Source organism: Schumannella soli (genome assembly GCF_006517435.1).
GTDB classification, from domain to species: domain Bacteria; phylum Actinomycetota; class Actinomycetes; order Actinomycetales; family Microbacteriaceae; genus Schumannella; species Schumannella soli.
The window spans coordinates 279,871-304,234 of record NZ_VHQG01000002.1 but is presented as its reverse complement, the minus strand read 5'-3'; the positions used below and the strand labels follow the sequence as shown (position 1 = coordinate 304,234).

Below are 24,364 nucleotides of genomic sequence, written 5' to 3'. Positions count from 1 at the left end.
GCCGGTCGTCTCAGCCGCCGTCTCCCGCCGCCAACTGCGGCAGCGGGTCGAGCGCCGCATCCGCTTCGAAGCGGCGCCCGTGACCGAACGCACCGTCGACCGTGCACTGGCGCGCGGCCGATTCGGCGGCCCGACGCATCGAGCGATGAAGGGCCGCACCCGTCGGGCGCGCGTTCCTCCGCCAGCCGGATCCGAGCAATTCAACCACGAAGGCCGCGAGGTAGGCGTCGCCGCAGCCCATCGTGTCGACGAAGGGTCCCGGCACGGGTGCGGCGTCGGAGTAGTAGTAGTCGTCCCCGTCGAACAGCACGGCCCCGGCCGCACCGCGGGTGCCGAGCACGAGCCGCGGGCCGAACGCCGCGATACGTCGCATTTCGCCCCAGGTCTCGCTCGAACCCAGGTCGCCCAGCGAGGCCAGAGCGAGGTCGATATGCGGCCCCACCTCGCTCAGGTACGAGGCGGTGCGGAACTCCGGCTCCGCGGAGAGGTCGAATGAACGCAGAACCGGAGTCGATGCCAGCTTGGGCAGCTCGGGGACCGTGCCCGAGTACACGCTCGAGTGGACGAGCGAGAAGCTCGACGCGTAGTCGAGGTCGTCGTCGCTCAGCCTCACGGGGTCGCTGAGCGTGACACCGCCCTCATTCCATTCGAGGAATCGACGCTCTCCGTCGACGGTCTCGATGCGGGTGAGGCCGTTCGGCCCGCGACGCACCGAGGACCGCGAGGTGTCGACCCCGCAGTCCTCGATCGCGCCGCGGACGAAGCTGCCGTGCTCATCGTCGCCGAAGACCCCGAGGTACGCCGCCTCGGCGCCGAGCCGACGGGCGAACACGGCGACGTTGACCGCATTGCCCCCCGGATACTCGACGCCGCGATCGACGAAGCGGTCGACGATGTTGTCCCCGAAGCCGAGGACGCGCACTGTGCTCATCTGGTCCTCAGTACTCCACGACGCGGTAGTACCGGCGCAGGTCGAGCGAGTGGTCGCGCGCCTGTGCGAGGTGCTTGCTGAAGCGGTCGACGACCGCATCGGCGACGATCGGCGAGAGCAGTCCGCGGAACTCGTCACTGACACCGGGGAGCTCGTAGGCCGCGGTGTCGATGACAGTGACATCGTCGCTGTAGTTGTTCGCGAAGGAGATCACGCGATCCATGAGCGGTCGGGTCTCGTCTTCACCGACGAAGAGCAGCAGGCTGGTGTCCTTCTCGATCAGCTCGAGCGAGCCGTGGAAGAACTCCGCCGCGTGCACTCGGGTGGTGCGCAGCCACTGCATCTCCTCGAGGATGCACATCGAGTAGAGGTAGGTGAAGCCCCACAGGTTGCCCGAGCCGACCAGGAAGTGGTAGTCGGTCTGAGCGTGCTTCTGGGCGAACTCCTGCCCGATGGGGTCGGCCTGCTCGGTGACCGCCAGCAGCGCTTCGGGCAGCGCCTCGAGATCGCGGACGAGGCGGTCGTAGCCGTCGAACTCGCCGCGCAGCGACAGCAGCTTGGCGGCGAAGAGCAGGAACTGCACGTCGAAGGGCCACGCCTTGGGAGCCGAGAGCAGCACTTCGTCGACCCCGGTGGCGATGGGGCTCTCGGGATATCCCGTGAAGCCGATCGTCAGGGCGCCCCGCTCCCGAGCGAACTCGAGGCAGTCCAGGATGTCCTCGGTCGTACCCGAGACGGAGGCGAAGATCGCGACGGAGTCGGGGCCGAACTGGGGATCCGGCGCGAGCACGAACTCCTTGCCGATGACCGCGCGCACGGGAAGGTCGGAACGCGTCTGGAAGAAGCGCTCGTAGGGCAGTGCCGCCGCGTAGGTTCCGCCGGCGCCGATGAAGTAGATGTTCTTCCAGCGACCCGCGCTGACGCGCTCAGCCAGCTCCTCGATCTGCGAGCGCAACGCGATCGTGCTCCGCACCTGACCCAGGTATTCCTCTTCGTTGAAGCCCAGCATGTCCGTCCTCTCACCGATTGGTACCGGTATCAATATGTCTCATATCGTGGCACAACAAGGTAGGAGGCGCAAGGACGCGCCGCAGGGCACCGCGCTAGCGTGGACGCGTGACCACGCCCTCCCTCGCTTTCGCCGACGGCCACCGCATCCCGCAGCTCGGTCTGGGGGTGTACAAGGTCGACACCGGCATCGCCGAGCAGCTCGTCGACGGCGCCCTGCGCCTCGGCTATCGCCACATCGACACAGCGAAGCTCTACAAGAACGAGGCCGAGGTCGGGCGAGGCGTGCGCTCCTCCGGCGTGCCGCGCGAGGAGGTCTTCGTCACGACGAAGGTGTGGGATGACGACCAGGGCTTCGACGCCACGCTCCGCGCCGCCGAGCGCAGCCTCGCCGAGGTCGACCTCGGCTACATCGACCTCTACCTGATCCACTGGCCCTGCCCGGCACAGGACCTCTACGCCGACACCTGGCGCGCCCTGCAGCGGCTTCGCGACGAGGGCGTCGTGAAGTCGATCGGCGTCAGCAACTTCCACCCGCACCACATCGAGCGGCTGATCGCCGAGACCGGCGAGAAGCCCGTCATCAATCAGGTCGAGCTGCACCCGCGGCTTCCGCAGCACAGGACGCGCGCCTTCGACGCCGAGCACGACATCCTCACCGAGTCGTGGGCGCCGCTCGGGCGCGGCACGGTTCTCGCCGAGCCGGTGCTCGCCGAGATCGGGGCGCGCTACGGCCGCTCGCCCGCGCAGGTCGTCATCCGCTGGCACCTGCAGCAGGGTCTCGTCGTGATCCCGAAGTCGAACTCGATCGACCGCATCCGTCAGAACCTCGAGGTCTTCGACTTCGAGCTGGATGCGCACGACCTCGCCGCGATCGCCTCGCTCGAGACCGGCGAGCGCACCGGCATGGACCCGGACCTGCACGAGCCGAAGTAGGCGCGAGCGACGCGGCCGAGCCGGACCGAACCCGGCAGCAGCTCTCAACCGAGCGGGGTTCGGACCGGCTGACCGACCTCGACACGACGATGCCCGCCGCGACCTGGGGTCGGGCGGGCATCGCGGAGCCGGAGTGACCGGCGAAGGGGCGCGCGTCAGTCGCGCAGCCCCTCCTTGAAGTCGTTCTTCGCCTTGACGCGGTCGCGGTCGGCTTCGGCCTGCTTCACCTTCGCGTCGGCCTGGCGCTCCTCGGCGGCATCCGAGATGCGCTCCTTGGCGTCCTCGACGGTGCGGCTGACCTTCTCGCCGGCGGCCTGCGCGGCGTCCTTGGCGTCATCCAGAAGTCCCATGGGCGTCCTCCTCGCTCGAGCGGTGCGACGGCACGGGGCGACCGTCGTGACTCCACGCTAGGAACCGGATCGCGGTCGCGAGCCGATCCGCACTCCCCTGCCAGAGGGCGTCCAGCGTGCGCCCAGACCCGCACCGGAGGCGTCGAGACGCGTGCTCCCCACGACGCATAACGAGCCGGAAACGTTGGCTGGTGCGCGTCCCGGTTCGCGAGCATCCTGAGCGACATGAGGCGAATTCCCCTTCTTCTCGGCGCCGCAGCGCTCGTCGTCGCCCTCGCCGGGTGCTCCGCCGGCTCGTCCGGCTCGCGTGCGGATCAGGCCGACTCCGGGCAGCGCGGCCCTGACTCCTCGGCGCAGGATTCGGGCGTCGACGGCTCGACGCAGAGCGGCGTCGCGGGTGGCGGCTCCGCCGCGTCGGGCACCTCGGATCCCGCGGTCGCGCCGGTCACGGCCGACCCGGCACGCTCGGTCGTGACCACCGGGAGCATCACGCTCACGGTCGACGACCCCGGCGCGACCGCCGACGCCGCCGTCGCACTGACGACGGACGCGGGCGGCCGGGTCGACGGTCGGCAGGAGCAGGCGGCGAGCGCCGATGCACCCGCCTCGGCGCAGCTGACGCTGCGCATCCCCGCCGACCGGCTCGACGCGACGCTGCCGAAGCTGAAGAAGCTCGGCCATCTCGAATCGATCGAGCTCACGAGCGACGACGTCACGGCGACCGTGCGCGATACGGATGCGCGCATCGCCGCGCTGCAGACCTCGGTCGACCGGCTCACGGCACTGCTCGCGAAGTCGGGCACCACGGCCGACCTCGTCGCCCTGGAGACCGCGCTCAGTCAGCGCCAGGCCGAGCTCGAGGCGCTGCAGGCGCAGAAGCGCGGACTCGACGACCAGGTCGCGCTGTCGACGATCAGCCTCGACCTGCTCTCGCCCGCCGCGGCTCCGACCCCGAAGCCGCAGAGCTTCCTCGACGGGCTCGCCGCCGGATGGGGCGCCTTCCTCGCCTTCTGGGCGGGCTTCCTGGTGGTGCTCGGCGCCCTGACGCCGTGGCTCCTCGCGCTCGCGATCATCGGCGGCGTGGTGCTGGTCATCGTCCGCCGGCGCCGTCGCTCGCGGCCGGTCGGCCGCCCGGGGACGGGCCGATTCGGCGGCGCGGCCTTCGCGGTCGCCGGAGGGCACCCGGGCGCTCCGGCCGCGGAACCCGGCGGCCCGGCGGCGTTCCGCGAGACCGGGACGGACGCCGCGGCCGACTCCGGTGACGACCGCCCACGCCATCCGACGGACGAGGCGACCCCGCCGACCTGACCTCGACGTGCGCGGGAGCGCCGAGCTCGTGGACGCCCGCGCGTCACCCCACGGCGACGCTCCCCGCGCCGGCGGCGTCGGGCAGGATGGGCGGGTGCCGAAGAAGGTCGACCACGACGTGCGACGCCACGAGATCGTCGATGCCTTCCTGCGGGTCACCGCGCGTGACGGCTACGCGGCGGCCACGAGTCGCGCCGTCGCGCAGGAGCTCGGGGTGGCCACGGGAGCGCTCTGGCACTACTTCTCGGGCTTCGACGCCGTGATCGATGCGGCGATGGATGCGGTCGTCGCCCGCACGAACCGCCGCATCACGTCGACGGCCGACGGCCTGCGCGGGCTGGCGGCGGTCGACGCGATCGTGACCGAGATGCTGCCGCTGACGAAGGAGACCCGCGACGAGGCGCACGTCGTGGTCGGGTTCTGGGGTCGGCTCTCGGCCCGCGGCGCCGCAGCGCCCGACTGGGCGGCCGATGACGACTGGGTCGCGGCGCTGCGCCGCCACCTGGGCGAGGCCGTGCAGCTCGGGGAGCTGCGATCCGACGCGGATCCGGCGCGGCTGACGACCCTGCTCGAGGCCGTCTTCTGGGGCCGCCAGGTCGTGGAGGTCATCGCGAGCGAGCCGGTCGACGCCGCCGACCACCGTGCCGCGGCCGAGACGGCGCTGCAGCCGTGGATCACGCGCGCGACGACGGGAGATCTCCCCGAGCGCGCGCGGCTCAGCCCGCGGCGCGGATGAGCGCGAGAAGTGCGCGGCCGTAGGCCTCGGCCGCGTCGTCGGCACGGAAATCGTGACGCGACCCGGCAAGTTCGATCGTGACCCGGTACTCGACGATCGCGACGCGGGTGATGTCGACGCGGCGCTCGAGCGCGAGGAAGGAGCCGCGCAGCAGCTCACGCAGCTGATCCTCGCGCGGCAGCCACAGCGCATCCTCGAGCGCGACCGAGTCGAGCGCCCACTCGGTCGTGCCGTTGAAGCCGAGAACCGTGCCCGTCTCGTAGTGGTGCGGCTCGATCGTCATGTCGCTGACGGTGAAGACGTCGCCCTCGAACTCGCCCCCGGCGATCTGGAAGGCATCGCCCGAGATCGGATCCCAGCGCAGCCCGGCCTCGCGCAGCTCGCCGGCCAGCCGCGTCGAGATCATCGCCCCAGTATCACCGCGCGGCGGATCATCCGCTCGACTCGACCGATCGTCCCGATCACCGCCTGCCGCGATCCGCGCGGGTAGCGTGAGCCGGGTGACTCTTCCCTTGCGCGACACCATCGTCACCTACGCGTCCGGATCCATCGAGGAGACGGCATCCGTGCTGCACACGCAGCCGCACGGCGACCGGCTCGCGGTGATCGTCGACCGCACCCCCGTGCACCCGGTCGACGCGGGCTGGCCCGACCAGGGGCCCGACCGTGCGGCCTTCGTCGTCGGCGGCGAGGCCCTCGAGGTGCTCGACTGCGTGGTCGGCGCGACCGACGCCACCGAGCTGTTCGTCGGCGCCGACATCCCCGTGCGCAAGGGCACCGAGGGCTGGGCCTTCGTCGCGGTGCACCTGGTGGCGGCGGATGCGGCGGTCGCCGAGGGCGACACCGCCCTGATCGCGGTCGAGAGCGACCACCGTCAGGCGCTCAGCGTCGGCCACACGGCCTGCCACCTGGCGTCCCTCGCGCTGAACCGCGCGCTCGCGGGGGCCTGGCGCAAGGAGGGGCGCACGGATGCGCTCGGCTCCCCCGATTTCGACGGCACCGCGATCGAGACCTCGACGATCACCGAGGGCGGCTCGGTCGACGAGTTCCGCGTCGGCAAGAGCGTGCGCAAGGCCGGGTTCGACCCCGAGTCGCTGGCCGACCTGGCGGCGCTCGGCGACGAGGTCGACCGCATCCTCGCCGAATGGACGACGAGCGGCGCGCGCATCCGCATCGACCGCGACGGCGATGGCCTCACCGACCGTCGCTGGTGGGTCGCCGAGCTGCCCGAGGGCGAGGCCCGCATCCCCTGCGGCGGCACGCACGTGCGCTCGCTCGCCGAGCTCGGCGCGGTCACCGTGACGCTCACGCGACGTGAGCTCGAGGGCGCGGTCGGGGTGACGATGGTCACCCGCGCGGGTGGCTGATCCTCAGCACCAGGACGGATCGAAGCCGGGCAGTCCGCGCGCGACCGCGCCCGACGACACATCCACGATGTTCGTCGAGATGGCCGTGAACGACGGCGTCTGCGGGTAGTCGTCGCTGCGACCCTCGGGCGAGACGACCTCGACGGCGAGGTACTGCGCGTTCGGCGACAGGCACGCCTGCCGGATGCGCGAGCCGTCGTCGGCGGGCTGGTACAGCACCCTGCCGCCATCCGGTCCGGCGAGCACGACCCGGAAGCCGGTGGCGCCGCGGGTGAAATCGGGCGAGGAGACGACCTCGACGTAGCGCCCGGCGCGGTCGAGCACCGTGACCTCGCCGCGGTAGTCCTCCGCCGGCTGCCCGTCCTCGGGCACCGCGAGCGGCGTCGTCTCGCCGGTCGTGAGGTCGATCGTCGAGCCGCCGTCGGGGTCGGCGACCACGACCGTCGCCGTGTTCGGCAGGAAGCCGCGCAGCTCGCCGTGGGCCCCGAGCGGCACCGGCTTCGCGGACTTCGTCGGGTCGATCAGCAGCAGCGACTGGTCGGTCGCCTGGGCGACGAGCGAGGTCGTGCCCGGCACCCAGACGTAGTCGAGCACCGAGAGCGGCTCGCCGTCGAGGCCGGTCACGGCGGTGCCGATGCCCGACGAGCTCGTCGGGTCGTAGAACTCGAGCACGTGATCGAGGGCCGGCTCGACCCCCGGCGGCGTCGTCAGCGTGTAGCCGAGCAGTCCGCTCGGTCCCGAGCTCTTCAGCAGGTCGATGGACGCGTGCTGCGGCGTCGTGATCGTGTCACTCGAGCCCTCGGGCAGGGTCACAAGCTGCAGAGTCGCGTCACCCGCGTCGCCGAGGGTGGCGACCGCCAGCTGGGACGGAAGCACGGCGTACTGCGCGATGCGCGGGGCCGAGAAGGCGACCTTCGTCGCTCCCCCGTCGACCGAGCGCGACAGGATCTGGTCGGCATCCGGGTCGGGAGCGTCACGCAGCAGGGTGTAGACGTTCGGCCACGGGGTGCGGATGCTCTGCTCGACGGTCGCGGACGTGCCGCCCTTCCCGTCGGGCACGCGCAGACTCACGCGGTAGTCGGTTCCGTAGCGCAGCCGCTCGGGGAAGGTCAGCGTCACGGCGGCGCCGGAGCGCTGCACGCTGAACGACGCCGCCGGGCTGACCGTCACATCCTTCGTCGCCAGCCGGTCGACGGCACGGTCGAGGTGCAGCACGACGCGGGCGCCCTGCTGCTCGATGAGCGCGGCGCCGTCGAAGTCGGCCCGCACGATGCCCGGCGGGCGCAGGGCGTTGCCGAGCGCGAGCCCCGCGACGACCACGAGCAGTCCGGCGAGGGCGATCGCGAGCGTGCCGCGCCAGCCGAGCGGGCGGCGCTCGGGCCCGAGGTCGAGGTGGTACTCGTCGGCGTCGCGGGCGGCGGCCGCCGCGATGGCGTCGTCGGGTGGATGACCCGGCGCGGGATGCTCGGCGCTCATCAGTAGACGTAGGGCTGGTCGGGCTCGGAGATGCCGGCGAACTCGCTCGGCACGATCACGACCGGCACGGCGCCGGATCCGCTCGGGTTCTGCTGGAACCTGCCGGTCAGCTTCACCCAGCTGTTCGCCTTGTGGTCCTTCTTCCAGTCGGGCAGGTACACGGGCACGCCGACCGGCTGGGCGTCGACGGCGCAGCAGGTGACCATGAGGCGGGCGACGTAGACCACATCCGCATCGCCGTTGTCGAGCAGGTAGCCGCTGATCTGCACGGTCTGCCCGGCGACGGCGCTCTCGCCGCCGGAGCGCAGCAGCGAGGCCCAGTCCTTGACCGTGAACTTCGAGGTGTCGGTGCCGACGAGGTTCGCGGCGGGCGCCTGCAGGGCGTCGGCGGAGGTCGCGAGAGCGCGGTTCTGCGCGGTCGCGGAGGTCAGCGCGGCGGGCGGCAGGATGAGCAGGGCGACGAGTGCTCCGGCGATGATCAGCACGCGTCCGACGGTCAGCGAGCGCAGCAGGCGCGGGCGCGCGAGCAGGCCGGGGCCGATCTCGTCGTGGTCGTGGTCGTGCGCGGCGTCGCTGTGGTCGGCGTGGTCGGCGTGGTCGTGGTCGGCGTGATCATGAACCGCGGCGCGCGCATCCTTCGCGTCCTTGCGCAGCAGGAAGAACGACCCCGCCAGCACGGCGACGCCGCCGATCACCGCCATGACGACCGCGAAGACCGTGTAGCGCGGGTGGATGTAGAGCGCGAGCTTGCCGGTCGCGGCGAGCCAGAGCGTGGCGACGACGGCGACGAGGGCGAGCAGCGGTCCGATCCACCGGGCCACGAGACGGTCAGCGCGCAAGGTTCAACCCCAATCCGAGGGCGGCGACGGCGAGCGCGACCACGGCCGTGACCACGACGAGCGTGCGCGCCGTGAAGGTCGTGCGCATGAGCGCGAGCATCTTCACGTCGATCATCGGCCCGAAGACGAGGAAGGCGACGATCGCGCCCGGCGAGAACGTCGAGCCGAGCGACAGCACGAAGAAGGCGTCGACGTTCGAGCACATGGCCACGACGAAGGCGAGCGTCATGAGGGCCAGCACGCTGAGCACCGGGTCGCCGCCGAGCGCGACGAGGGCCTCGCGCGAGATCGCGACCTGGATGAGCCCGGCGAGCGCCGAGCCCACGAACAGCGCCGGCAGCACGGCGCTCATCTCGGCGGTCACCATGCCGGCGCCGCGGCGCAGCCGGTGCGCGCGGTCGTCGACGTCGTGGGCGTGCGCGGCGCAGGCCGCCCGGAAATCGGGCGTCAGCAGCGAGTCGGGGTCGGGATGCCGGGTCAGCAGCCAGCCGACCGCGTTCGCGATGAGGAAGCCGCCGAGCACCCGCCAGACGACGATCCCGTCGCTCCAGCCGAAGGCCTGCACGGTGGTGACGATCGTGATCGGGTTGAGGATCGGCGCCGCGAGCAGGAAGGTCATCGCCTCGGGCACGCTGAGCCCGCGCACGACGAGGCCGCGGGCGAGCGGCACGTTGCCGCACTCGCAGACCGGCAGCAGCACGCCGAGCAGCGAGAGGACGCCCCGGCGCAGCAGGCCGTTGCGCGGCAGCACGGCGAAGAACCAGCGGTCGGGCACCCAGAGCTGCACGACGGTCGAGATGAGCACGCCGAGGATCACGAAGGGCAGCGACTCGATCACGACGCTGAGCGAGAGCGTGACGAAGTCCTGCGCGATGTCGGTCAGGCTGATGCCGCTGCCCGGCGTGGCGACGCGCACGCCGATCAGCACCACCAGGATTCCGGCGAGGATCACGAGCGCGCGCCAGGGGGTGCGCCGACGCGAGGGCGCGACCGTCGGCTCGCGCGTCAGGACCACCCGTGAAGGGTAAGCGCTCGACCTGACGGATCTGAGGTAGGCAGGCCGCTCGAATAGGGCATCCTCCGGATGCCGCGCCCGTGCCTCAGAGCGGATCGTGGTCGTCATGAGCATCGTGACCGAGTTCTCCTTCTCCCACCTCCGTGAGCACCACGAGCACGAGCTGGAGCTCGCGGCGGAGCGCGCCCGCATCGCCCGCGAGCGAGCCGTTCCGACACAGCGCCACCGTGGCCGTCAGCACCTCCTGTCCGGCGGCGCGGCGGCGCTGCGCTCGCTGCTCGCGCCGACGCACCGGACGTCCGCTCCTCGGGCGGTGTCGGAGTGCAGCCGACACGCGGTGCACGGCTGAACGCCGGGCACCGCGGCGCCCGGGGCGCCGGTGACGACGAGCGGGGCGGGGATGCGCCGGCACGGGCATCCCCGCCCCGCTCCGTCGCGCGAGGACGTGCGGCCGGCGGCCACCCGCCCGCCCCGGAGGATGTCGGGGGTGCGTGGCACCATGAGCAGGTGAATCGCGCGGCGCCCCGCATGATCGGCCGTGAGGCCGAGCTGGCGCGCCTGGACGCCCTCGTGGCCGAATCGCGAGCGGGCTCGACGCGGATCGCGCTCGTCGCGGGCGAGGCCGGGATCGGCAAATCGCGCCTGATCGCCGAGACCCGGCACCGTGCCGCGGCCGCCGCGCTCGCCGCCGGCGCTCCGGCCCCCGTCATCGCGACCGGCCACTGCGTCGACCTCGCCGCCGAGTCGGCTCCCTACGCCCCGCTGCCCGAGCTGCTGCGCTGCCTCGCGCTCGAGTTCGGCTCCGATGCGGTGCTCGACGCCGCCGGGCCGGGCGCCCCGTTCATCCGCGCCTTCCTCGAGGGCGATCGACTCGACGAGGAGGGCCGCGCCGCGACCGGAGCGGTGCGCGGGGTCAACGTGCTCGGCGACGTCGTCATCCGGCTGTTCGCGACCCTCGCCGAGCAGCGCCCGCTGCTGCTCGTGATCGAAGACGCGCACTGGGCCGATCCCGGCACTCTCGACCTGCTGCGGCTGGTCGCGCGGGTCGTCGACGACGTTCCACTGCTGCTCGTGCTGACCTTCCGCGACGACGAGCTGTGGTCGCGGGATGCGCTGCGCTCCCTCGTGGCCGAGTTCGAGCGCAGCCGTCGGGTCGAGCGGCTCACGATCGGCCGACTGAGCCGAGCCGAGGTGCGGGAGCAGGCGGCGCAGGTGCTCGGTCGGACGCCGACCCCGGCGGCGCTGGCCGAGCTGCACCGCCGCAGCGAGGGCATCCCCTTCTACGTCGAAGAGCTGGCGACGACCGACGTCGCGGCCGCCGAGGTGCCCGACCCGCTGCGCGCCGTGCTGCTGGCGCGCTACGGCACCCTCGACGAGACCGCCCGCTCGCTCGTGCGGCTGCTCGCGGTCGGCGGCACGCGCGTCGACCACGCGCTGGCCGAAGCGGTATCGCCGCTCGACAGCGACGACTTCGACGAGGCGATCCGCCGCGCCCGCGATGTCGGCGTGCTGCGCGTCGACGGCGCGACCTACGTGTTCCGGCACGCGCTCGTGCGCGACGCCGTGCTCGAGGAGGTGCTGCCGGGCGCTCTGCTGCGCGCCCACGCGGCCTACGCGGATGCGCTCGAGCGGCTGAAGGAGGTCGGCGGTGCGACAGCCGCGCGCGTCGTCAGCATCGCGGAGCACCGCATCGCGGCGGGCGACGACGAGCGCGCCTTCGCCGACGCGATCGAGGCGATGACCTGCAGCCGCGAGACCGGCGCCTACGCGACCGCCGCGCGCATCGGCGAGCGCGCCGTCGCGCTGTGGCCGCGCGTCAGCGACCCGGCCGCGACCGCCGGCGCCGACCTGGCGACCCTGCTCAGCTGGGTCGCGTCCGCCTGGCGCAGCTCGGGCGCGACCGCGCCCGCCCTCGCGGCGATCGACCGCGCCCTCGCCGTGCCCGGTGACGACCCGCTGCTGCGGGCGCGACTGCTGCGCATCCGCGGCACGGTGCTGACGCACGACCACCGGGCCGGATCGCTCGACGTCTACCGTGCCGCCCTGGCCGAGATCGAGCGGCTGCCCGCCGGAACGGACGCGCGACTGGAAGCCTCGATCCGCGTCGAGCTCGCCGCCGAGACGATGATCACCGGCGACGCGCACGCGGCGATCGAGCTGGCCGGCTCGGCCCTCGACATCGCCCCCGAGGAGGCGACGCGGGTGCGCTCGATCGCGGCGACCATCCTCGGCGGCACCCGCGCCCTGCACGGCGAGTTCGCGCAGGCGGAGCGCGATTTCGAGCTCGCGCGCGCGATCGCCGCGGCCGACCCCTCGGCGCGACTGCGGTACTACACGAACTGGTCGGATGCGCTCTACGTGCACGGCCGCTTCGCCGAGGCGCTCGAGGTCGCCGAGGAAGGGCACCGGGTCGCGCGCGAGCTCGGCGTCGAGCGCTCGACCGGCGCGATCCTCGCCGTCAACGCGGCCGAGCCGCTCTACGCGCTCGGCGAGTGGGACCGCGCCGACGCGCTCGCCTCGGCCGCACTCGACCAGGATCCGCCGAGCCAGTTCGCGGCCTACCTGCGCCGTGAACTGCTGCGCTCGGCCGTGAACCGCGGCGACCTCGCAGCGGCATCGCGGCTGGCCGATGACATCCCCGCCGCCGACAACTCGAACCTGCAGGAGCGGCTCGCGCTGGCCGCCGATCTGGCCGAGCTGCATCTCGCGCTCGGCGACCCGGAGGCGGCGCTGGCCGCGCTCGCCCCGCTATTCGCGACCGAACGGGAGCGCATCGCCGGCTGGGCGCTGCCCGCCGATCTCGCGGCGGCGCGGGCGCTCTCGGCGCTGCGCCGCCGTGACGGCGACGCGCACGCCGGTGCCGAGCAGGAGACCGCGCTGCGACACCGGCTCGAGCTCGACGGCTACGGCGCGAACGCGACGATCTGGCTCGGCGCGGCCGAGGCCTGGCTGGGCGGCGCCTCGGGTGCCGGTGACGACCTCGCGCTCTGGGACGCGGCCCTCGCCGCCGCGGCCCACCCGGAGTGCGGCGCCCCGATCGCCGTGGTGCTGCGGGTGCGCCTCGGCGCCGCGGAGGCCCTGCTGCGCGACGGGGACGACCGCACCCGCGCGCGAGCCGTCGCCGCGCTTCACGAGCTGCTCGCCGAGGCGCGAGCCCTCGACGCGGGCGCGATCGGCGGAGCTGCCGTCGAACTGCTGCACGCGGCGGGAGTGACGGTCGAGGCGTTCCCGCGCGCCGTCGCCGCGAAGGACGAGGGTGACGATGCGATGTCGGCGGCGACGGCCGGCACCGCCGAGCATCTGACCGCTCGCGAGGTCGAGGTGCTCGGCCTCGTCGCCGAGGGGCTCAGCAACGGCCAGATCGCCGACCGTCTCTTCATCAGCCGCAAGACGGTGAGCGTGCACGTCTCCGCGATCCTGCGCAAGCTCGGCGCCGCGAACCGCACCGAGGCCGCACGGCACGTCGCCGCACGCCACCGCCCACTCGACCCGGCCATCCGCTGAATGCCCCGACCTCACATCCGCGCCGCCGCCGACGACTACCGGGTGTGGGAATGACGACAGAGCCCTTCGAGGTGATCGTGCAGCGGCACGGGCCGACCGTGCTGCGCGTCTGCCGGGCGCTGGTCGGCGGGGATGACGCGGACGACGCCTGGAGCGAGACCTTCCTCTCGGCGCTGCGCGGCTATGACGAGCTGCCCGGCGACGCGAACGTCGAGGCCTGGCTCGTGACGATCGCACACCGCCGCTCGATCGACCTGATCCGGGCGCGTGCCCGACGGGCCGTTCCGGCGGAGGAGATCGCCGACCGCCCGGCGCCGGCACGATCCGGTCCGCTCGGCGACCTCGACCTGCTGCGCGCGGTCGCGGCGCTGCCCGACCGGCAGCGGCAGGCGGTGGCCTACCACCACCTCGTCGGACTCCCCCACGAGGAGGTCGCGCGCGTGATCGGCGGAACCCCCGCCGCCGCGCGCAAGGCGGCCTCCGACGGAGTGAAGGCCCTGCGCGAGCGCCTCGGCGCCGCGACGCAGACGGCTCCGCTCACGAGAACGACGGACGGAGAAGGACGATGACCGAGCACGAGAAGACCGAGCACGAGACGACCGTGGATGACGTGGCCGGGACGACCGCGGACGACACGACCGAAGCCGACGCGGCTCTGGTGGCGGCGTTGCGCGCGCCCGCATCCCCCGATCCCGACGGTGACGACCCCGCCCGTCTCGCCGCCCTGCACGCCCGACTCGAGCGGGCCGCCGCGGCGGAAGGGCTCGACGAGATCGCCTACCGCGAGATCGACTCGCCCTACGGATCGCTGCTGCTCGCGGCGACCGCCGCCGGCCTCGTGCGCGTCGCGTTCGCGATCGAAGATCACGAGCGGGTGCTGGCGACGCTGGCCGAGAAGGTCAGCCCGCGCATCCTGCGCAGTCCCGCCCGGACGGGTCACGTCGCGCGCCAGCTCGACGAGTACTTCGCCGGACGCCGCCGGAGCTTCGACCTGCCGCTCGATCTGCGGCTCACAGCGGGCTTCCGACGTTCGGTCGTCGAGCACCTGCCGCACATCCCCTTCGGCCGCACCGAGAGCTACGCCGAGGTCGCCACCGCGACGGGCAGCCCGAAGGCCGTTCGCGCCGTCGGCACGGCCTGCGCGACGAACCCGCTGCCGATCGTCGTGCCCTGCCACCGCGTCGTGCGCACCGACGGCACGATCGGCCAGTACCTCGGCGGAACCGAGGCGAAGCTCGCGCTGCTCGAGTTCGAGGGCGCCCGGCCGCGCCGCTGACGCGTGCCGGACGCCCTCGCGGCGCTCAGGCCACGTCGCGCACGTGCCCCTGCTTGATGTGCAGCCGACGCTGCGCCCGGCGGGCGACCGCCGAGTCGTGCGTGACGATGATGAGCGTCAGGCCGCGGTCGCGCCACAGCCCCTCGAGCAGCTCCATGATCTCGTCGCGGGTCTCCTCGTCGAGGTTGCCGGTCGGCTCGTCGGCGAGCAGCACGCGCGGCTCCTTCACGAGCGCGCGGGCGATCGCGACGCGCTGCTGCTGACCACCCGAGAGCTCGCCGGGCAGGTGATCGGTGCGCTCGCCCAGCCCGACCGACTCGAGCGCGGCACGCGCACGGCGGGCGCGTTCCGCCGCCGGCACCCGCTGCGGCACGAGCGCGGTCTCGACGTTCTCCTGCGCGGTCAGCGTCGGGATGAGGTTGAAGCCCTGGAACACGATGCCGATATCGCTGCCGCGCACGGCGCCGAGCTTCGCGTCCCCCAGCTTCGTCAGCTGCTTCCCGTCCAGGGCGATCGCGCCCGACGAGGGGCGGTCGAGGGCGCCGAGCATCTGCAGCAGCGTCGACTTGCCGCCGCCGGTCGGCCCCTGGATGGCGACCATCTGCCCGTCGGGGATGGTCAGGGTGACGTCTTTCAGCGCCGTCACGGTGCGCTTCTTCTGCTTGTAGACGCGGGTCACGTCGGTCAGCTCGTACATGCGGTTCTCCGTCTCGGAGTCAGTGGGTCGAGGTTCGATTGCGTCGAAGGTGAGGGGTGGATGCGGCGGTCACGCGACCGAGCGCAGCGCCTCGGCGGGGCGCAGGCGCGAGGCCCGCCATCCGCCGATCGCGCCGGCGAGCAGTCCGCCGAGCACCGCGAGGCCGACGGCCGAGGCGATGATCCACACCGTGATCGGTGCGTGCAGGGCGATGTCGGTCGTGCTCGCGCTCGATCCGCCCATCCCGCCGCCGAAGCCGGGGCCGCCGGTCATGCCGGCCGCCTCGTCCGTTCCGCTGCCGGAGCCGCTCGCCGCCGACGCGGCCGCGGTCGGAGCCGCGCCGGCGGCCGCGCCGCCGCCCATCCCGCCGAAGCCGCCGCGGGTCGAGCCGACCGAGGCGCTGAGCGTGGGCGCGACGAGGTTGACCACGAGCACGCCGGCGAGTCCGACGACTGCGCCGACGGCGCCGCCGATCAGCCCCTGCACGAGGCTCTCGCCCGCGACCTGGCCGACGATGCGGCGGTTCGACCAGCCGATCGCCTTGAGCGTGCCGAACTCGCGGGTGCGCCGCGTGACGCCCGAGATCGTGAACAGGATCGCGATGAGGAACGCCGCCGCGAGCACCAGGATCGACAGCCAGGTGCCGAGGTTCGCGACGAGACTGCCGGCGTTCGCGAGCGAGCCGGAGACGGTCGAGGCGAGGTCGGCCTGGGTGCTGACGGTCGCATCGCTGAGCTTCTTCTCGAGCGAGGCCTGCACGGTGTCGATGTCGGAGGCGGAGTCGGCGCTGACGTAGATGCTCGTCAGCGCATCCGTCTCGCCGCTGAGGGTCTGCGCGACATCGAGCGGGATGTAGACGTTCGACGCGGTCTCCGATGAGGAGTCGGTGGAGGCGACGATGCCGACGATCTCGAAGGAGGTCGAGGCGAGGGTGATCGTGTCGCCGACCTTCAGATCCTCGGTGGTGGCGTAGCTGCTGTCGAGCACGGCGACGTCCTTGCCGACATCCGTCTTCGCGAGCCCGACGCCGTCGCTCAGTGTCACGGCCGACAGCGGGCCCACGGCATCCGCGGTCGGGTCGACGCCCAGCACCGTGAACGAGTCGATGCCGAAGGAGCTGCCGCCCGCGCCGTCGGCGCCGCCGGTGGGGGCCGAGTCCGACGTGCCGGAGCCCGAGCCGCTCTGCGGCCCGAAGCCGCCCTGCTGGCCGGACTGGCCCTGCTGGAACATCGGCAGGGTTCCCGAGAACGTCGAGTTGCTGAGGCTGAGCACGCCGGTCGCCGAGCTGACGCCGCTCGTCTTCTGCACCGTGGCGAGGTTCGCCGCGGTGAGCGTTCCGCTGCCGCGCGACACCTCGAGGCGCGACTGGCTGACCGACTGGCTCTCGCCGTCGCTCGAGGTCGCCCCGGAGTCGGCGCCGAAGTCGAACTGCTGCGGTCCGGCGCCGCCCGCGGTGGAGGGGCGCTGCGGCGTCGCGGTCACCGTGATGTCGGTGCCGACGCCGTAGACCGAGGCGAGCGCCTGCGACTGCGCGTCCTTCACGCCCGCCGAGACGGCGTTCACGACGATCACGAGCGCGACGGCGAGCGCCATCCCGATCGCGATGATCACGGTCTGCCGTCGGCGGTTGCCGAGTTCGCGACGCAGGTACCTGCCGAACATGGTTCTCCTCTCCAGACCCGGGAGGTCTGGTCACGGCGCGGGACGCCGGATGCGGTGCGGAGCGCTGCGCTCCCGGTTCCGGAAGCTAGGGACGGCGGCTATGCCGGAGCTATGCGGCATACCCCGACTCGGCTATGAATGGTGACGTCCGCCGACGACTAGCCTGGGATTCTGCATGGCCGCAGGATCGAGAGGAGTGCCGATGGCCTGGTTCCGCCGCCGCCGTCGCGCCGATCTCGGCACCTTCGAGCCGCCGGCTCCGCTGCCGCCGACACCGATCGACCAGGTGCTCGCCGACGGTCTGCTGCTCGCCCGCTCGGCCGTGCGCATGGCAGTGAAGAACCTGCTCATCGTCGCCGCGCTGCGCGACCGCCGCGACTACGACCTCGAGGTGCTGCGCCTCGGAGCCCGCGAGGAGTACCTGCTGCTCGCCCGGCACAACGTCGACCAGGCGAAGCGCATCGAGGCCGACCGCGCTCCGCGTCGCGCCCCCGGAGCCGAGGCGCCCGCCCGTCGGCGCTTCCCCGGCGGCAAACTCGTCGAGGAGGACGAGCTGCACCGGCGCGGACCGCAGCAGCTGCGTCTGCTGGCGAACGCGCTCGCGATCGTCGCCGACGACGCGGACGCGATCGACGCGGTCATCGAGGAGGCGCGCACCGAGGCGTGGGCCGAGGTGTCCCAGGCGCTCGACCGACGGCTCGCCGAGGTGCCGTCGTCGGCCGACGCCGAGTACCTGCGCGATCGCGAGGCCCGCATCCGCGCCCTGGTCGAGGTGGATCTCAGCGAGCTCGACATCCAGGCGGCCGAGGCGCGCGTCATGGCCGAGTGGAGCGACGACCCGGAGGCGTCGGCCTGACCGTCCGGCGTGTTCATCCGAGCTCGGCGAGACCGGCGCACCGGTGCCACCGCAGCCCGGTAGCCTGGTCCCGACGCCGCGCACCCCGCCGCGGCCCGCGCTTCCCGGAGGTTCCCGCATGGTCCACGTCCTGATCATCATCATCGGCGTCGCCACGCTCCTCACGGCGATCGGCGCCATCCGCGCGATGGTCGCCCTCGCCCGCAACGGCTACTGAGCCGCGCCACGGCCGCGAGGTCGGCGCTCGCGGCTTGACCTCGCGCGCATCCGGGTTGACGGTGCGCGCACGCCCGCTCGTGCCGTCCCTGTGACCCGGATCGGGGCCGGGGTCACCGCGGACGACGGCGTTATGATCCCGGGAACGGAGCGCACGACGACGTCGCGCCCCTCTTCGCGGACGGAGACGACAGCGATGAACCCGACATCCCTGGTGACGCCGACAGCGCCGACGGACCTCGACTACGAGGCCTTCCGCTCGACGGCCGTCGATCAGTTCGTGCCGCTGCAGGTGACGAGCGACCGCCCCGACGCCTTCCACGGGCGGATGCACGGCTCGGTGCTGGATGACGTGCACGTGGTCGACATCGGAGCCACGGCGCACACCGTCGAGCGCACCCCCGATCTCATCGCCCGCGGCGGCGCCGACCGCTACAAGGTGACGATGCAGCTCGCCGGGCGCGGGCTGCTCGTGCAGGACGGCCGCGAGGCGGTGCTCGAACCCGGCGATCTGGCCATCTACGACACCGGTCGCCCGTATTCGCTGATCTTCGACGAGGCGACGCGCATCCTCGTCTTCATGTTCCCGCGTCGGCTCGTCGACCTGCCGGTCGACAGCGTCGGCGAGCTGACCTCGGTGCGCTTCCCCGGTGACCGGGGCGTCGGCGCGATCGTCGGGCCGCTGCTGCGGCGCACCGCCGATCCCGCGCAGCAGCGCAGTCGGGCGACGGCCAGCCGGCTCACCTACGGCGCCCTCGACTTCGTCACGACGCTGCTCAGCGACGAGCTCGACCAGCGCAGCGACCCGCGCGACCCGCACGCCGCGCTCGTGCGCCGCATCCGCGCCTACATCGACGACCACCTCGGCGACGCCGACCTCGACCCCGGTCAGATCGCCTCGGCGCACTACATCTCGACCCGGCACCTGCACGGCCTCTTTCAGGGGCAGGGCACGACCGTCGCGGCCTGGATCCGCAGCCAGCGGCTCGAGCGCTGCCGACGCGACCTGCTCGACCCGGTGTTCGCCGACCGCTCGGTGGGCGCCGTCGCCGCACGCTGGGGACTGCACGACGCGGCCCACTTCTCGCGCATCTTCAAGGCGACCTTCGGCCTCGCGCCGAGCGAGCACCGGCAGAGCGCCCGCCGCTGAGGGCGCCTCTGACGGCGCCTCCCGCGACAGACAGCCGGAGACGGCCGACGGGATGCTCTCTCGACGACCGCCCCGTGACGCTGCGCTCGGATCAGCTCAGCAGGTTCGCCGCCGTCGCGTCGGGCACCGGCGCCGACTCGGAGGCCTCGCCGCGGCCGATGCGGCCGTAGAGAGCCGGGTTCACGCGGCGGATGACGAGTCCCGCGATCACGCCGCCGACGCCGGGCACGAGGATGAGCGCCGGCAGCAGGAACGTCGTCGCATCGGGCTCGGTCTGGCCGAGCAGCACCGTGAAGTTGGCGAGGATCAGCACGAACACGGCGCCGAGCAGCAGCACGGCGACGACGGGCGCGACCACACGGGTGAGCACTCCGACGCCGCGCGCATCCCGGCGGAAATAGCCGACGACCGCCGCCGAGACGAGCGTCATGAGCAGCACGAGGCCCATGGCGCCGGCGTTCGGGAACCAGGAGAACAGAGTGAGCACGGGGAACGCCTCGCCGTAGGCCGAGCCGATGCCGGCGACCGCGAAGATCATGATCACGACGACCGCGGTCACCGTCTGGGTCAGCGAGCCGGCCCACGGGGCGCCCGAGCGGCGGGTCTGCGCGAGCCCGGCGGGCAGCACGCCCTCGCGGGCCAGCGCGAAGGTGTAGCGCGCGACGGCGTTGTGGAAGCTCACGAGCGCCGCGAACACGCTCGTGATGAACAGCACGCCCATGATGTCGACCCAGATCGTGCCGAGATGCTGCGCCACGTAGCCGAAGAACAGCGGCGGCCCGGCCTCCTCGGCGCTGATGCCGTTCGGGTCGAGGATCTTGGGCACGCCGATCGCGAGGGCGAGCGCCCACGACGACAGCGCGTAGAAGCCGCCGATCACGATGAGCGCGATGAACGTCGCGCGCGGGATGGTGCGCTTCGGGTCCTTCGACTCCTCGCTGTAGAGCGCGGCCGACTCGAAGCCCATGAACGCGGCAATGCCGAAGGAGAACGCGGCGCCGACCGCGGGCACGAAGAGCTCGGTCGGGCTGAGCGGGGATGCCGTCACGGCTCCCCCGGTCGGCTGCGCGAAGGAGACGACGTCGAAGACGATGACCACGACGAACTCGAGCGCGACGAGCACGCCGAGCACCTTCGCCGAGAAATCGACCCGGTTGACGCCCATGATGCCGATGAGCACGATGCCGACGAGCACGCTCACCCACCACGGGACGTGCACTCCGGTCTTCTCGGCGATGAACGACGAGACCTGGAAGCCGAAGATGCCGTAGATGCCGACCTGCATCGCGTTGTACGACACGAGCGCCACGAACGACGAGCCGAGCCCGACCGGGCGGCCGAGCCCCTGTGCGATGTAGCTGTAGAAGGCGCCGGCGTTCGTGATGAAGCGCGACATGGCGGCGTAGCCGATCGCGAAGACGCCGAGGGCGACCGCGAGCACGAGGTAGCCGAGCGGCACGCCCGCGACGTGCGTGACGCTGTAGGTCGTCGTGGCGCCGCCGGCGATCACGGTGAGCGGCGCGGACGCCGCGACGATGAGGAAGGTGACGGCGGGGACTCCGAGGCGTCGCTTGCCCTGCGTCGCCGCGCCCTGCTCCGGTGCAGTGGTCATGTCGCACACTCTCCCGCTCCCGCGCCGCGCGCGATGTGGGCACAGTGAACGGGAGTTGTCGTTCGCGGAACATCGAGCGCGTGCTCAAACACGATCCGGGCGTACTCTGGAGGTGTCAGGCGCCCCGTCACGGTCGCGCCGGCGCTCGGAAAAGGGGCGATGAGCCGACCCGCGGGTCGCGCGAGACAGAGAAGGCCATCTCAGCGTTCTGTCTCCCGGAGGTCCTCCGTGTCATCGTCACACCTGTCATCGTCATCCCTGTCGCCCTCATCCCGGTCTGCATCGCCTCGTCGGGATGCCGTCACCATTTCCGGCCTCGTCGCCGCTGAGCTCGCGCGCCACGCGAGCGATGTGTTCGGCGTGATGGGCAACGGCAACGCGCACTTCCTCGACGCGGTCGAGCGCGGCGGGCTGCTGCGGTTCACGGCCGTGCGGCACGAGGCGGGCGGCGTCGCCGCGGCGGATGCCTTCCACCGCGCGAGCGGACGCCTGACGATCGCGACGACGACCTACGGCGCCGGCTTCAGCAACGCGGTGACCCCGCTCGCTGAGGCGCGCCGCGCGCGGGTGCCGCTCGTGCTCGTCACCGGCGACCAGCCCACGAGCGGGGCGCGTCCGTGGGACATCGACCAGGTCGCCGTCGCGACCGCGGTCGACGTGCCGACGATCGTGGTCGGCGCCGACGACGCGGCGCGCCGCACGGCCGAGGCCATCGCGCTGGCGGTGCACGGCCGCACGCCGGTCGTGCTCGCGATCCCCTACGACCTGGCGGGACGCCCGGTGTCGAGCAGCCCCGATGAGTCCAGCAGCGCGGTGGACGACGCGGCGACCGCCGGCCTCGAGTTCGGGCTCGACGCCCCTGCGCAGCCCCTCGACGTCGACGCGATCCGTCAGCTCGCCGATGACCTGCTCGCCGCGCGTCGCCCGCTCCTGCTCGCCGGACTCGGCGCGGTGGACGCGGAGGCCGGCCCCGCGATCGCCGCTCTCGCCGCGAGCGTGGGCGCCCTGACCGCCACGACCGCCCCGGCCCGCGGCCTGCTCGAGGGTTCCGTCGGCGACCTCGGGGTCGCCGGCGGCTTCGCCTCCGAGCGCAGCGCCGCCGCGATCGCCGCCGCCGACCTCGTCGTCGTGGTGGGCGCCGGGCTCAACCAGTTCACGATGCGCTTCGGCACCGCCTTCGGCGACGCCGCCGCCGTCGTGCAGCTCGACCTCGAGCCCGTGGCGACGCATCCGCGGGTCGATCGTCTGATCGTCGGCGACGCGCGTGCCCTGGCGGAGGCGCTCGTGCGCGCGGTCGCGGAGCGCCGCGCCGTCGGCGCGGCGCTCTCGGCGGACTGGCCCACCGGCACGGCCGAGGGCGCCTGGGCCGACCGCCCCGACGGCGCGCCGCTCGCCGCCGACGGCCGCCTCGATCCGCGCAGCCTGTTCCGACGCCTCGACACGCTGCTGCCCGACGACCGGCTCATCGCCCAGGATGGCGGCCACTTCATCGGCTGGGCTCCGTCGTATCTGCGTGTCCCGTCCGCCCGCCGGCTGACGCTCGTCGGCACCGCGTACCAGTCGATCGGACTCGGCTTCCCGAGCGCGATCGGCGCCGCCGCGGCCGCGCCCGACGCCTTCACGGTGCTCGTGACCGGCGACGGCGGCGGCCTCATGGCGCTGGCCGACCTGCAGAGCGCCGTGGCGAGCATCCGCCGCGGGGCGATCGTGGTCGTGCACGACGAGGTCTACGGCGCCGAGGTGCACCAGTACGGCGCCGCGAGCCTCGGTCTCGCCGAGGAGCCGATGCGCATCGGCGAGGTCGACTTCGCCGGGCTCGGGCGCGCGGTCGGCGCGACCGCATCCACGATCCGCACCCTCGACGATCTCGCCGAGTTCGAGCGCTGGCTGGCACGGGGCGTCGACGGCGTGCACCTGCTCGACTGCCGGGTCTCGCCGACCGTCGTGCACCCCTACATGCACGAGCAGCTCGCGCTCACCCGCTGACGCGGAGGGCCCCGATCCACCACCGGATCGGGGCCCCTCGTGCACGGCCGCGGCTCAGGCGCGCGAGCGCCAGATGAAGGGGTTCTTCGCCTGCTCGGCCTCGTTGTCGGGGCCGAGGTCGATGCCGCGGCGGTCGCGGATGAGCAGGGTCGCCACGAGGGCGATGACCGTCAGCCCCGCCAGGTACACGCCCACCGAGTAGACCGAGCCCGTCGCGCCGACGAGCGCCGTCGCGATCGTCGGGGCGAAGGCGCCGCCGAGGATCGCGCCGATCGCGTAGCTGATCGAGACCCCCGAGAAGCGGATCGACGCCGGGAACATCTCGGAGAAGAACGCGGCCTGGGGCCCGTAGGTGAGGCCGTTGCCGATCGTGAACAGCGCGAGCCCGACGGCGAGCAGCGCGATGTCGCCGGTCATGACCAGGGCGAACATCGGGAACACGGTCGCGAGCTGCAGGATCCAGCCGACGATGTAGGTCGTTCGCCGGCCGATCCGGTCGCTGATGCTGCCGCCGAACCAGGTGAAGACGAGCCAGGCGACGGCCGAGATCGCGACGGCGATCTGCACGGGCGGCAGCGCGAGGCGGATCGGCCCCTCGGGGTTCGTGGCGAGGTTCTGGATGTAGCCGCCCGTGGTCATGTAGCCGGCCGCGTTGTTGCCGGCGAAGGTCAGCGCGGCGAGCAGCACGAGCGGGGTGTGGTGGCGCAGCAGCTGCAGGATCGGCACCCGGGTGCGCGCGCCGCGCTCGGCGATCTGCTGGAAGACGGGGCTCTCATCCACGCCGCGGCGCACGAGGTAGCCGACGATGATGAGCACGAAGCTGACCAGGAAGGGGATGCGCCAGCCCCACTCGGTCCAGGCGTCGCCGGGGGCGATGACGCCGCTGACGAGCGCGATCATGCCCGAGGCGAGCAGCAGTCCGAGCGGCACGCCGATCTGCGGGAAGGCGCCGAAGCGGCCGCGCCGCCCGGCGGGCGCGTTCTCGACGGCCATGAGCACGGCGCCGCCCCACTCACCGCCGGCCGAGAGGCCCTGCAGGATGCGCAGCAGCACGAGCAGGATCGGCGCGACGATCCCTGCTGTCGCGTAGGTCGGCAGCAGGCCGATGAGCGTCGTCGCGGCGCCCATGCCGAAGAGCGTGAGCACGAGGATGCGCTTGCGGCCGACACGGTCGCCGAAGTGGCCGGCGAGGAAGGCGCCGAGCGGGCGGAACAGGAAGCTCACGCCGACCGTGCCGAAGGAGATGAGGGTGCCGAGCTGCTGGCCGACCGGCGCGAAGAACAGGGTGTTGAACACCAGCCCCGCGACGTTCGCGTAGATGAAGAAGTCGTACCACTCGACGGTGGTGCCGATCACGGTCGCGACGGCGACCCTGCGGCGTTCGCGGGCGGATCGGGTCTCGCCGCTGGCGGTGGTCTCGGGTGACGTCGCTGTCATGG

At 72.8% G+C, this 24,364-nt stretch carries 22 protein-coding genes; 11 read left to right on the top strand and 11 right to left on the bottom strand.

The window, feature by feature from the left end; genetic code table 11:
• Positions 1-10: 10 nt before the first annotated feature.
• Together FJ657_RS07145 and FJ657_RS07140 are read right to left on the bottom strand one after the other, a co-directional pair.
• A complete protein-coding gene (locus FJ657_RS07145) occupies positions 11-931 on the bottom strand; it encodes a PfkB family carbohydrate kinase (protein WP_255447197.1) in 921 nt (306 codons plus the stop codon).
• A gap of 7 nt (positions 932-938) precedes the next feature.
• Positions 939-1,940: an SIS domain-containing protein gene (locus FJ657_RS07140; RefSeq protein WP_141163011.1), complete on the bottom strand. Its 1,002-nt coding sequence runs from the start codon at positions 1,938-1,940 to the stop codon at positions 939-941.
• Positions 1,941-2,047: 107 nt separating this feature from the next.
• Between FJ657_RS07140 and FJ657_RS07135 the strand changes: the two genes are divergently transcribed.
• Positions 2,048-2,875 carry an aldo/keto reductase gene (locus FJ657_RS07135; RefSeq protein WP_141163010.1) on the top strand — a complete coding sequence of 276 codons (828 nt, stop codon included), beginning with the start codon at positions 2,048-2,050 and terminating at the stop codon, positions 2,873-2,875.
• Between the two features lie 155 nt (positions 2,876-3,030).
• Here the strand turns inward: FJ657_RS07135 and FJ657_RS07130 are convergent, their stop codons facing one another.
• On the bottom strand, positions 3,031-3,225 hold the full coding sequence (locus tag FJ657_RS07130) for a hypothetical protein (protein ID WP_141163009.1): 195 nt from the start codon (positions 3,223-3,225) through the stop codon (positions 3,031-3,033).
• Positions 3,226-3,450: 225 nt separating this feature from the next.
• Between FJ657_RS07130 and FJ657_RS07125 the strand changes: the two genes are divergently transcribed.
• Both FJ657_RS07125 and FJ657_RS07120 read left to right on the top strand, forming a co-directional pair.
• On the top strand, positions 3,451-4,533 hold the full coding sequence (locus FJ657_RS07125) for a DUF4349 domain-containing protein (protein WP_141163008.1): 1,083 nt from the start codon (positions 3,451-3,453) through the stop codon (positions 4,531-4,533).
• Positions 4,534-4,627: 94 nt separating this feature from the next.
• The gene (locus FJ657_RS07120) at positions 4,628-5,269 is read left to right on the top strand and encodes a TetR/AcrR family transcriptional regulator (RefSeq protein WP_141163007.1); all 642 of its coding nucleotides are present in this window, start codon (positions 4,628-4,630) and stop codon (positions 5,267-5,269) included.
• On the opposite strand, the gene FJ657_RS07115 is transcribed toward FJ657_RS07120, so the two are convergent.
• Complete coding sequence (locus tag FJ657_RS07115; protein WP_141163006.1) at positions 5,250-5,675, bottom strand: hypothetical protein; 426 nt, start codon at positions 5,673-5,675, stop codon at positions 5,250-5,252. The two genes, FJ657_RS07120 and FJ657_RS07115, sit on opposite strands and share 20 nt — an antisense overlap.
• Positions 5,676-5,769: 94 nt before the next feature.
• On the opposite strand from FJ657_RS07115, the gene FJ657_RS07110 reads away from it, so the two are divergent.
• Positions 5,770-6,636 (top strand): alanyl-tRNA editing protein, encoded by an 867-nt coding sequence (locus FJ657_RS07110; RefSeq protein WP_141163005.1) that lies wholly within the window; start codon positions 5,770-5,772, stop codon positions 6,634-6,636.
• A 3-nt stretch (positions 6,637-6,639) separates the two neighbouring features.
• Here FJ657_RS07110 and FJ657_RS07105 read toward each other — a convergent pair whose 3' ends face one another.
• The 3 genes from FJ657_RS07105 to FJ657_RS07095 are packed head-to-tail and all read right to left on the bottom strand — an operon-like array spanning position 6,640 to position 9,966.
• The gene (locus FJ657_RS07105; protein ID WP_141163004.1) at positions 6,640-8,112 is read right to left on the bottom strand and encodes a hypothetical protein; all 1,473 of its coding nucleotides are present in this window, start codon (positions 8,110-8,112) and stop codon (positions 6,640-6,642) included.
• Positions 8,112-8,951 (bottom strand): TIGR03943 family putative permease subunit, encoded by an 840-nt coding sequence (locus FJ657_RS07100; protein ID WP_141163003.1) that lies wholly within the window; start codon positions 8,949-8,951, stop codon positions 8,112-8,114. The genes FJ657_RS07105 and FJ657_RS07100 overlap by 1 nt, the downstream gene beginning before the upstream one ends.
• Positions 8,941-9,966, bottom strand: coding sequence for a permease (locus FJ657_RS07095; protein WP_439653935.1), 1,026 nt, complete (start codon positions 9,964-9,966; stop codon positions 8,941-8,943). Before FJ657_RS07095 ends, FJ657_RS07100 begins: the two co-directional genes overlap by 11 nt.
• Before the next feature lie 106 nt (positions 9,967-10,072).
• On the opposite strand from FJ657_RS07095, the gene FJ657_RS07090 reads away from it, so the two are divergent.
• The 4 genes from FJ657_RS07090 to FJ657_RS07075 all read left to right on the top strand — a co-directional run bounded on the left by FJ657_RS07090 (position 10,073) and on the right by FJ657_RS07075 (position 14,746).
• Positions 10,073-10,315 carry a hypothetical protein gene (locus FJ657_RS07090; protein ID WP_141163001.1) on the top strand — a complete coding sequence of 81 codons (243 nt, stop codon included), beginning with the start codon at positions 10,073-10,075 and terminating at the stop codon, positions 10,313-10,315.
• Between the two features lie 179 nt (positions 10,316-10,494).
• Positions 10,495-13,470 (top strand): helix-turn-helix transcriptional regulator, encoded by a 2,976-nt coding sequence (locus FJ657_RS07085; protein ID WP_141163000.1) that lies wholly within the window; start codon positions 10,495-10,497, stop codon positions 13,468-13,470.
• A 50-nt stretch (positions 13,471-13,520) separates the two neighbouring features.
• A complete protein-coding gene (locus tag FJ657_RS07080; RefSeq protein ID WP_141162999.1) occupies positions 13,521-14,039 on the top strand; it encodes an RNA polymerase sigma factor in 519 nt (172 codons plus the stop codon).
• Positions 14,036-14,746 (top strand): methylated-DNA--[protein]-cysteine S-methyltransferase, encoded by a 711-nt coding sequence (locus tag FJ657_RS07075; protein WP_141162998.1) that lies wholly within the window; start codon positions 14,036-14,038, stop codon positions 14,744-14,746. The genes FJ657_RS07080 and FJ657_RS07075 overlap by 4 nt, the downstream gene beginning before the upstream one ends.
• Positions 14,747-14,771: 25 nt before the next feature.
• Here the strand turns inward: FJ657_RS07075 and FJ657_RS07070 are convergent, their stop codons facing one another.
• Both FJ657_RS07070 and FJ657_RS07065 read right to left on the bottom strand, forming a co-directional pair.
• Positions 14,772-15,443 (bottom strand): ABC transporter ATP-binding protein, encoded by a 672-nt coding sequence (locus tag FJ657_RS07070; protein WP_141162997.1) that lies wholly within the window; start codon positions 15,441-15,443, stop codon positions 14,772-14,774.
• A gap of 69 nt (positions 15,444-15,512) precedes the next feature.
• Complete coding sequence (locus tag FJ657_RS07065; protein ID WP_141162996.1) at positions 15,513-17,105, bottom strand: ABC transporter permease; 1,593 nt, start codon at positions 17,103-17,105, stop codon at positions 15,513-15,515.
• Positions 17,106-17,307: 202 nt separating this feature from the next.
• Here FJ657_RS07065 and FJ657_RS07060 point away from each other — a divergent pair, with 202 nt between their 5' ends.
• A complete protein-coding gene (locus FJ657_RS07060; protein ID WP_141162995.1) occupies positions 17,308-17,961 on the top strand; it encodes a hypothetical protein in 654 nt (217 codons plus the stop codon).
• A 412-nt stretch (positions 17,962-18,373) separates the two neighbouring features.
• Positions 18,374-19,327, top strand: coding sequence for an AraC-like ligand-binding domain-containing protein (locus FJ657_RS07055; protein WP_141162994.1), 954 nt, complete (start codon positions 18,374-18,376; stop codon positions 19,325-19,327).
• A gap of 91 nt (positions 19,328-19,418) precedes the next feature.
• Here FJ657_RS07055 and FJ657_RS07050 read toward each other — a convergent pair whose 3' ends face one another.
• Positions 19,419-20,939, bottom strand: coding sequence for an APC family permease (locus tag FJ657_RS07050; RefSeq protein ID WP_141162993.1), 1,521 nt, complete (start codon positions 20,937-20,939; stop codon positions 19,419-19,421).
• Between the two features lie 243 nt (positions 20,940-21,182).
• Here FJ657_RS07050 and FJ657_RS07045 point away from each other — a divergent pair, with 243 nt between their 5' ends.
• Positions 21,183-22,925: a thiamine pyrophosphate-binding protein gene (locus FJ657_RS07045; RefSeq protein WP_369407408.1), complete on the top strand. Its 1,743-nt coding sequence runs from the start codon at positions 21,183-21,185 to the stop codon at positions 22,923-22,925.
• A 54-nt stretch (positions 22,926-22,979) separates the two neighbouring features.
• Here FJ657_RS07045 and FJ657_RS07040 read toward each other — a convergent pair whose 3' ends face one another.
• Positions 22,980-24,362 (bottom strand): MFS transporter, encoded by a 1,383-nt coding sequence (locus FJ657_RS07040; protein ID WP_141162991.1) that lies wholly within the window; start codon positions 24,360-24,362, stop codon positions 22,980-22,982.
• Between the last annotated feature and the right edge of the window lie 2 nt (positions 24,363-24,364).

Excerpts from the sequence above, each read along its gene's own strand:
- FJ657_RS07140 (WP_141163011.1), bottom strand. The coding sequence starts at position 1,940 with ATGCTGGGCTTCAACGAAGAGGAATACCTGGGTCAGGTGCGGAGCACG.
- FJ657_RS07075 (WP_141162998.1), top strand. The coding sequence starts at position 14,036 with ATGACCGAGCACGAGAAGACCGAGCACGAGACGACCGTGGATGACGTG.
- FJ657_RS07040 (WP_141162991.1), bottom strand. The coding sequence starts at position 24,362 with ATGACAGCGACGTCACCCGAGACCACCGCCAGCGGCGAGACCCGATCC.
- FJ657_RS07115 (WP_141163006.1), bottom strand. The coding sequence starts at position 5,675 with ATGATCTCGACGCGGCTGGCCGGCGAGCTGCGCGAGGCCGGGCTGCGC.
- FJ657_RS07145 (WP_255447197.1), bottom strand. The coding sequence starts at position 931 with ATGAGCACAGTGCGCGTCCTCGGCTTCGGGGACAACATCGTCGACCGC.
- FJ657_RS07130 (WP_141163009.1), bottom strand. The coding sequence starts at position 3,225 with ATGGGACTTCTGGATGACGCCAAGGACGCCGCGCAGGCCGCCGGCGAG.
- FJ657_RS07105 (WP_141163004.1), bottom strand. The coding sequence starts at position 8,112 with ATGAGCGCCGAGCATCCCGCGCCGGGTCATCCACCCGACGACGCCATC.
- FJ657_RS07055 (WP_141162994.1), top strand. The coding sequence starts at position 18,374 with ATGAACCCGACATCCCTGGTGACGCCGACAGCGCCGACGGACCTCGAC.
- FJ657_RS07080 (WP_141162999.1), top strand. The coding sequence starts at position 13,521 with ATGACGACAGAGCCCTTCGAGGTGATCGTGCAGCGGCACGGGCCGACC.
- FJ657_RS07090 (WP_141163001.1), top strand. The coding sequence starts at position 10,073 with ATGAGCATCGTGACCGAGTTCTCCTTCTCCCACCTCCGTGAGCACCAC.
- FJ657_RS07085 (WP_141163000.1), top strand. The coding sequence starts at position 10,495 with ATGATCGGCCGTGAGGCCGAGCTGGCGCGCCTGGACGCCCTCGTGGCC.
- FJ657_RS07125 (WP_141163008.1), top strand. The coding sequence starts at position 3,451 with ATGAGGCGAATTCCCCTTCTTCTCGGCGCCGCAGCGCTCGTCGTCGCC.
- FJ657_RS07070 (WP_141162997.1), bottom strand. The coding sequence starts at position 15,443 with ATGTACGAGCTGACCGACGTGACCCGCGTCTACAAGCAGAAGAAGCGC.
- FJ657_RS07060 (WP_141162995.1), top strand. The coding sequence starts at position 17,308 with ATGGCCTGGTTCCGCCGCCGCCGTCGCGCCGATCTCGGCACCTTCGAG.
- FJ657_RS07050 (WP_141162993.1), bottom strand. The coding sequence starts at position 20,939 with ATGACCACTGCACCGGAGCAGGGCGCGGCGACGCAGGGCAAGCGACGC.
- FJ657_RS07065 (WP_141162996.1), bottom strand. The coding sequence starts at position 17,105 with ATGTTCGGCAGGTACCTGCGTCGCGAACTCGGCAACCGCCGACGGCAG.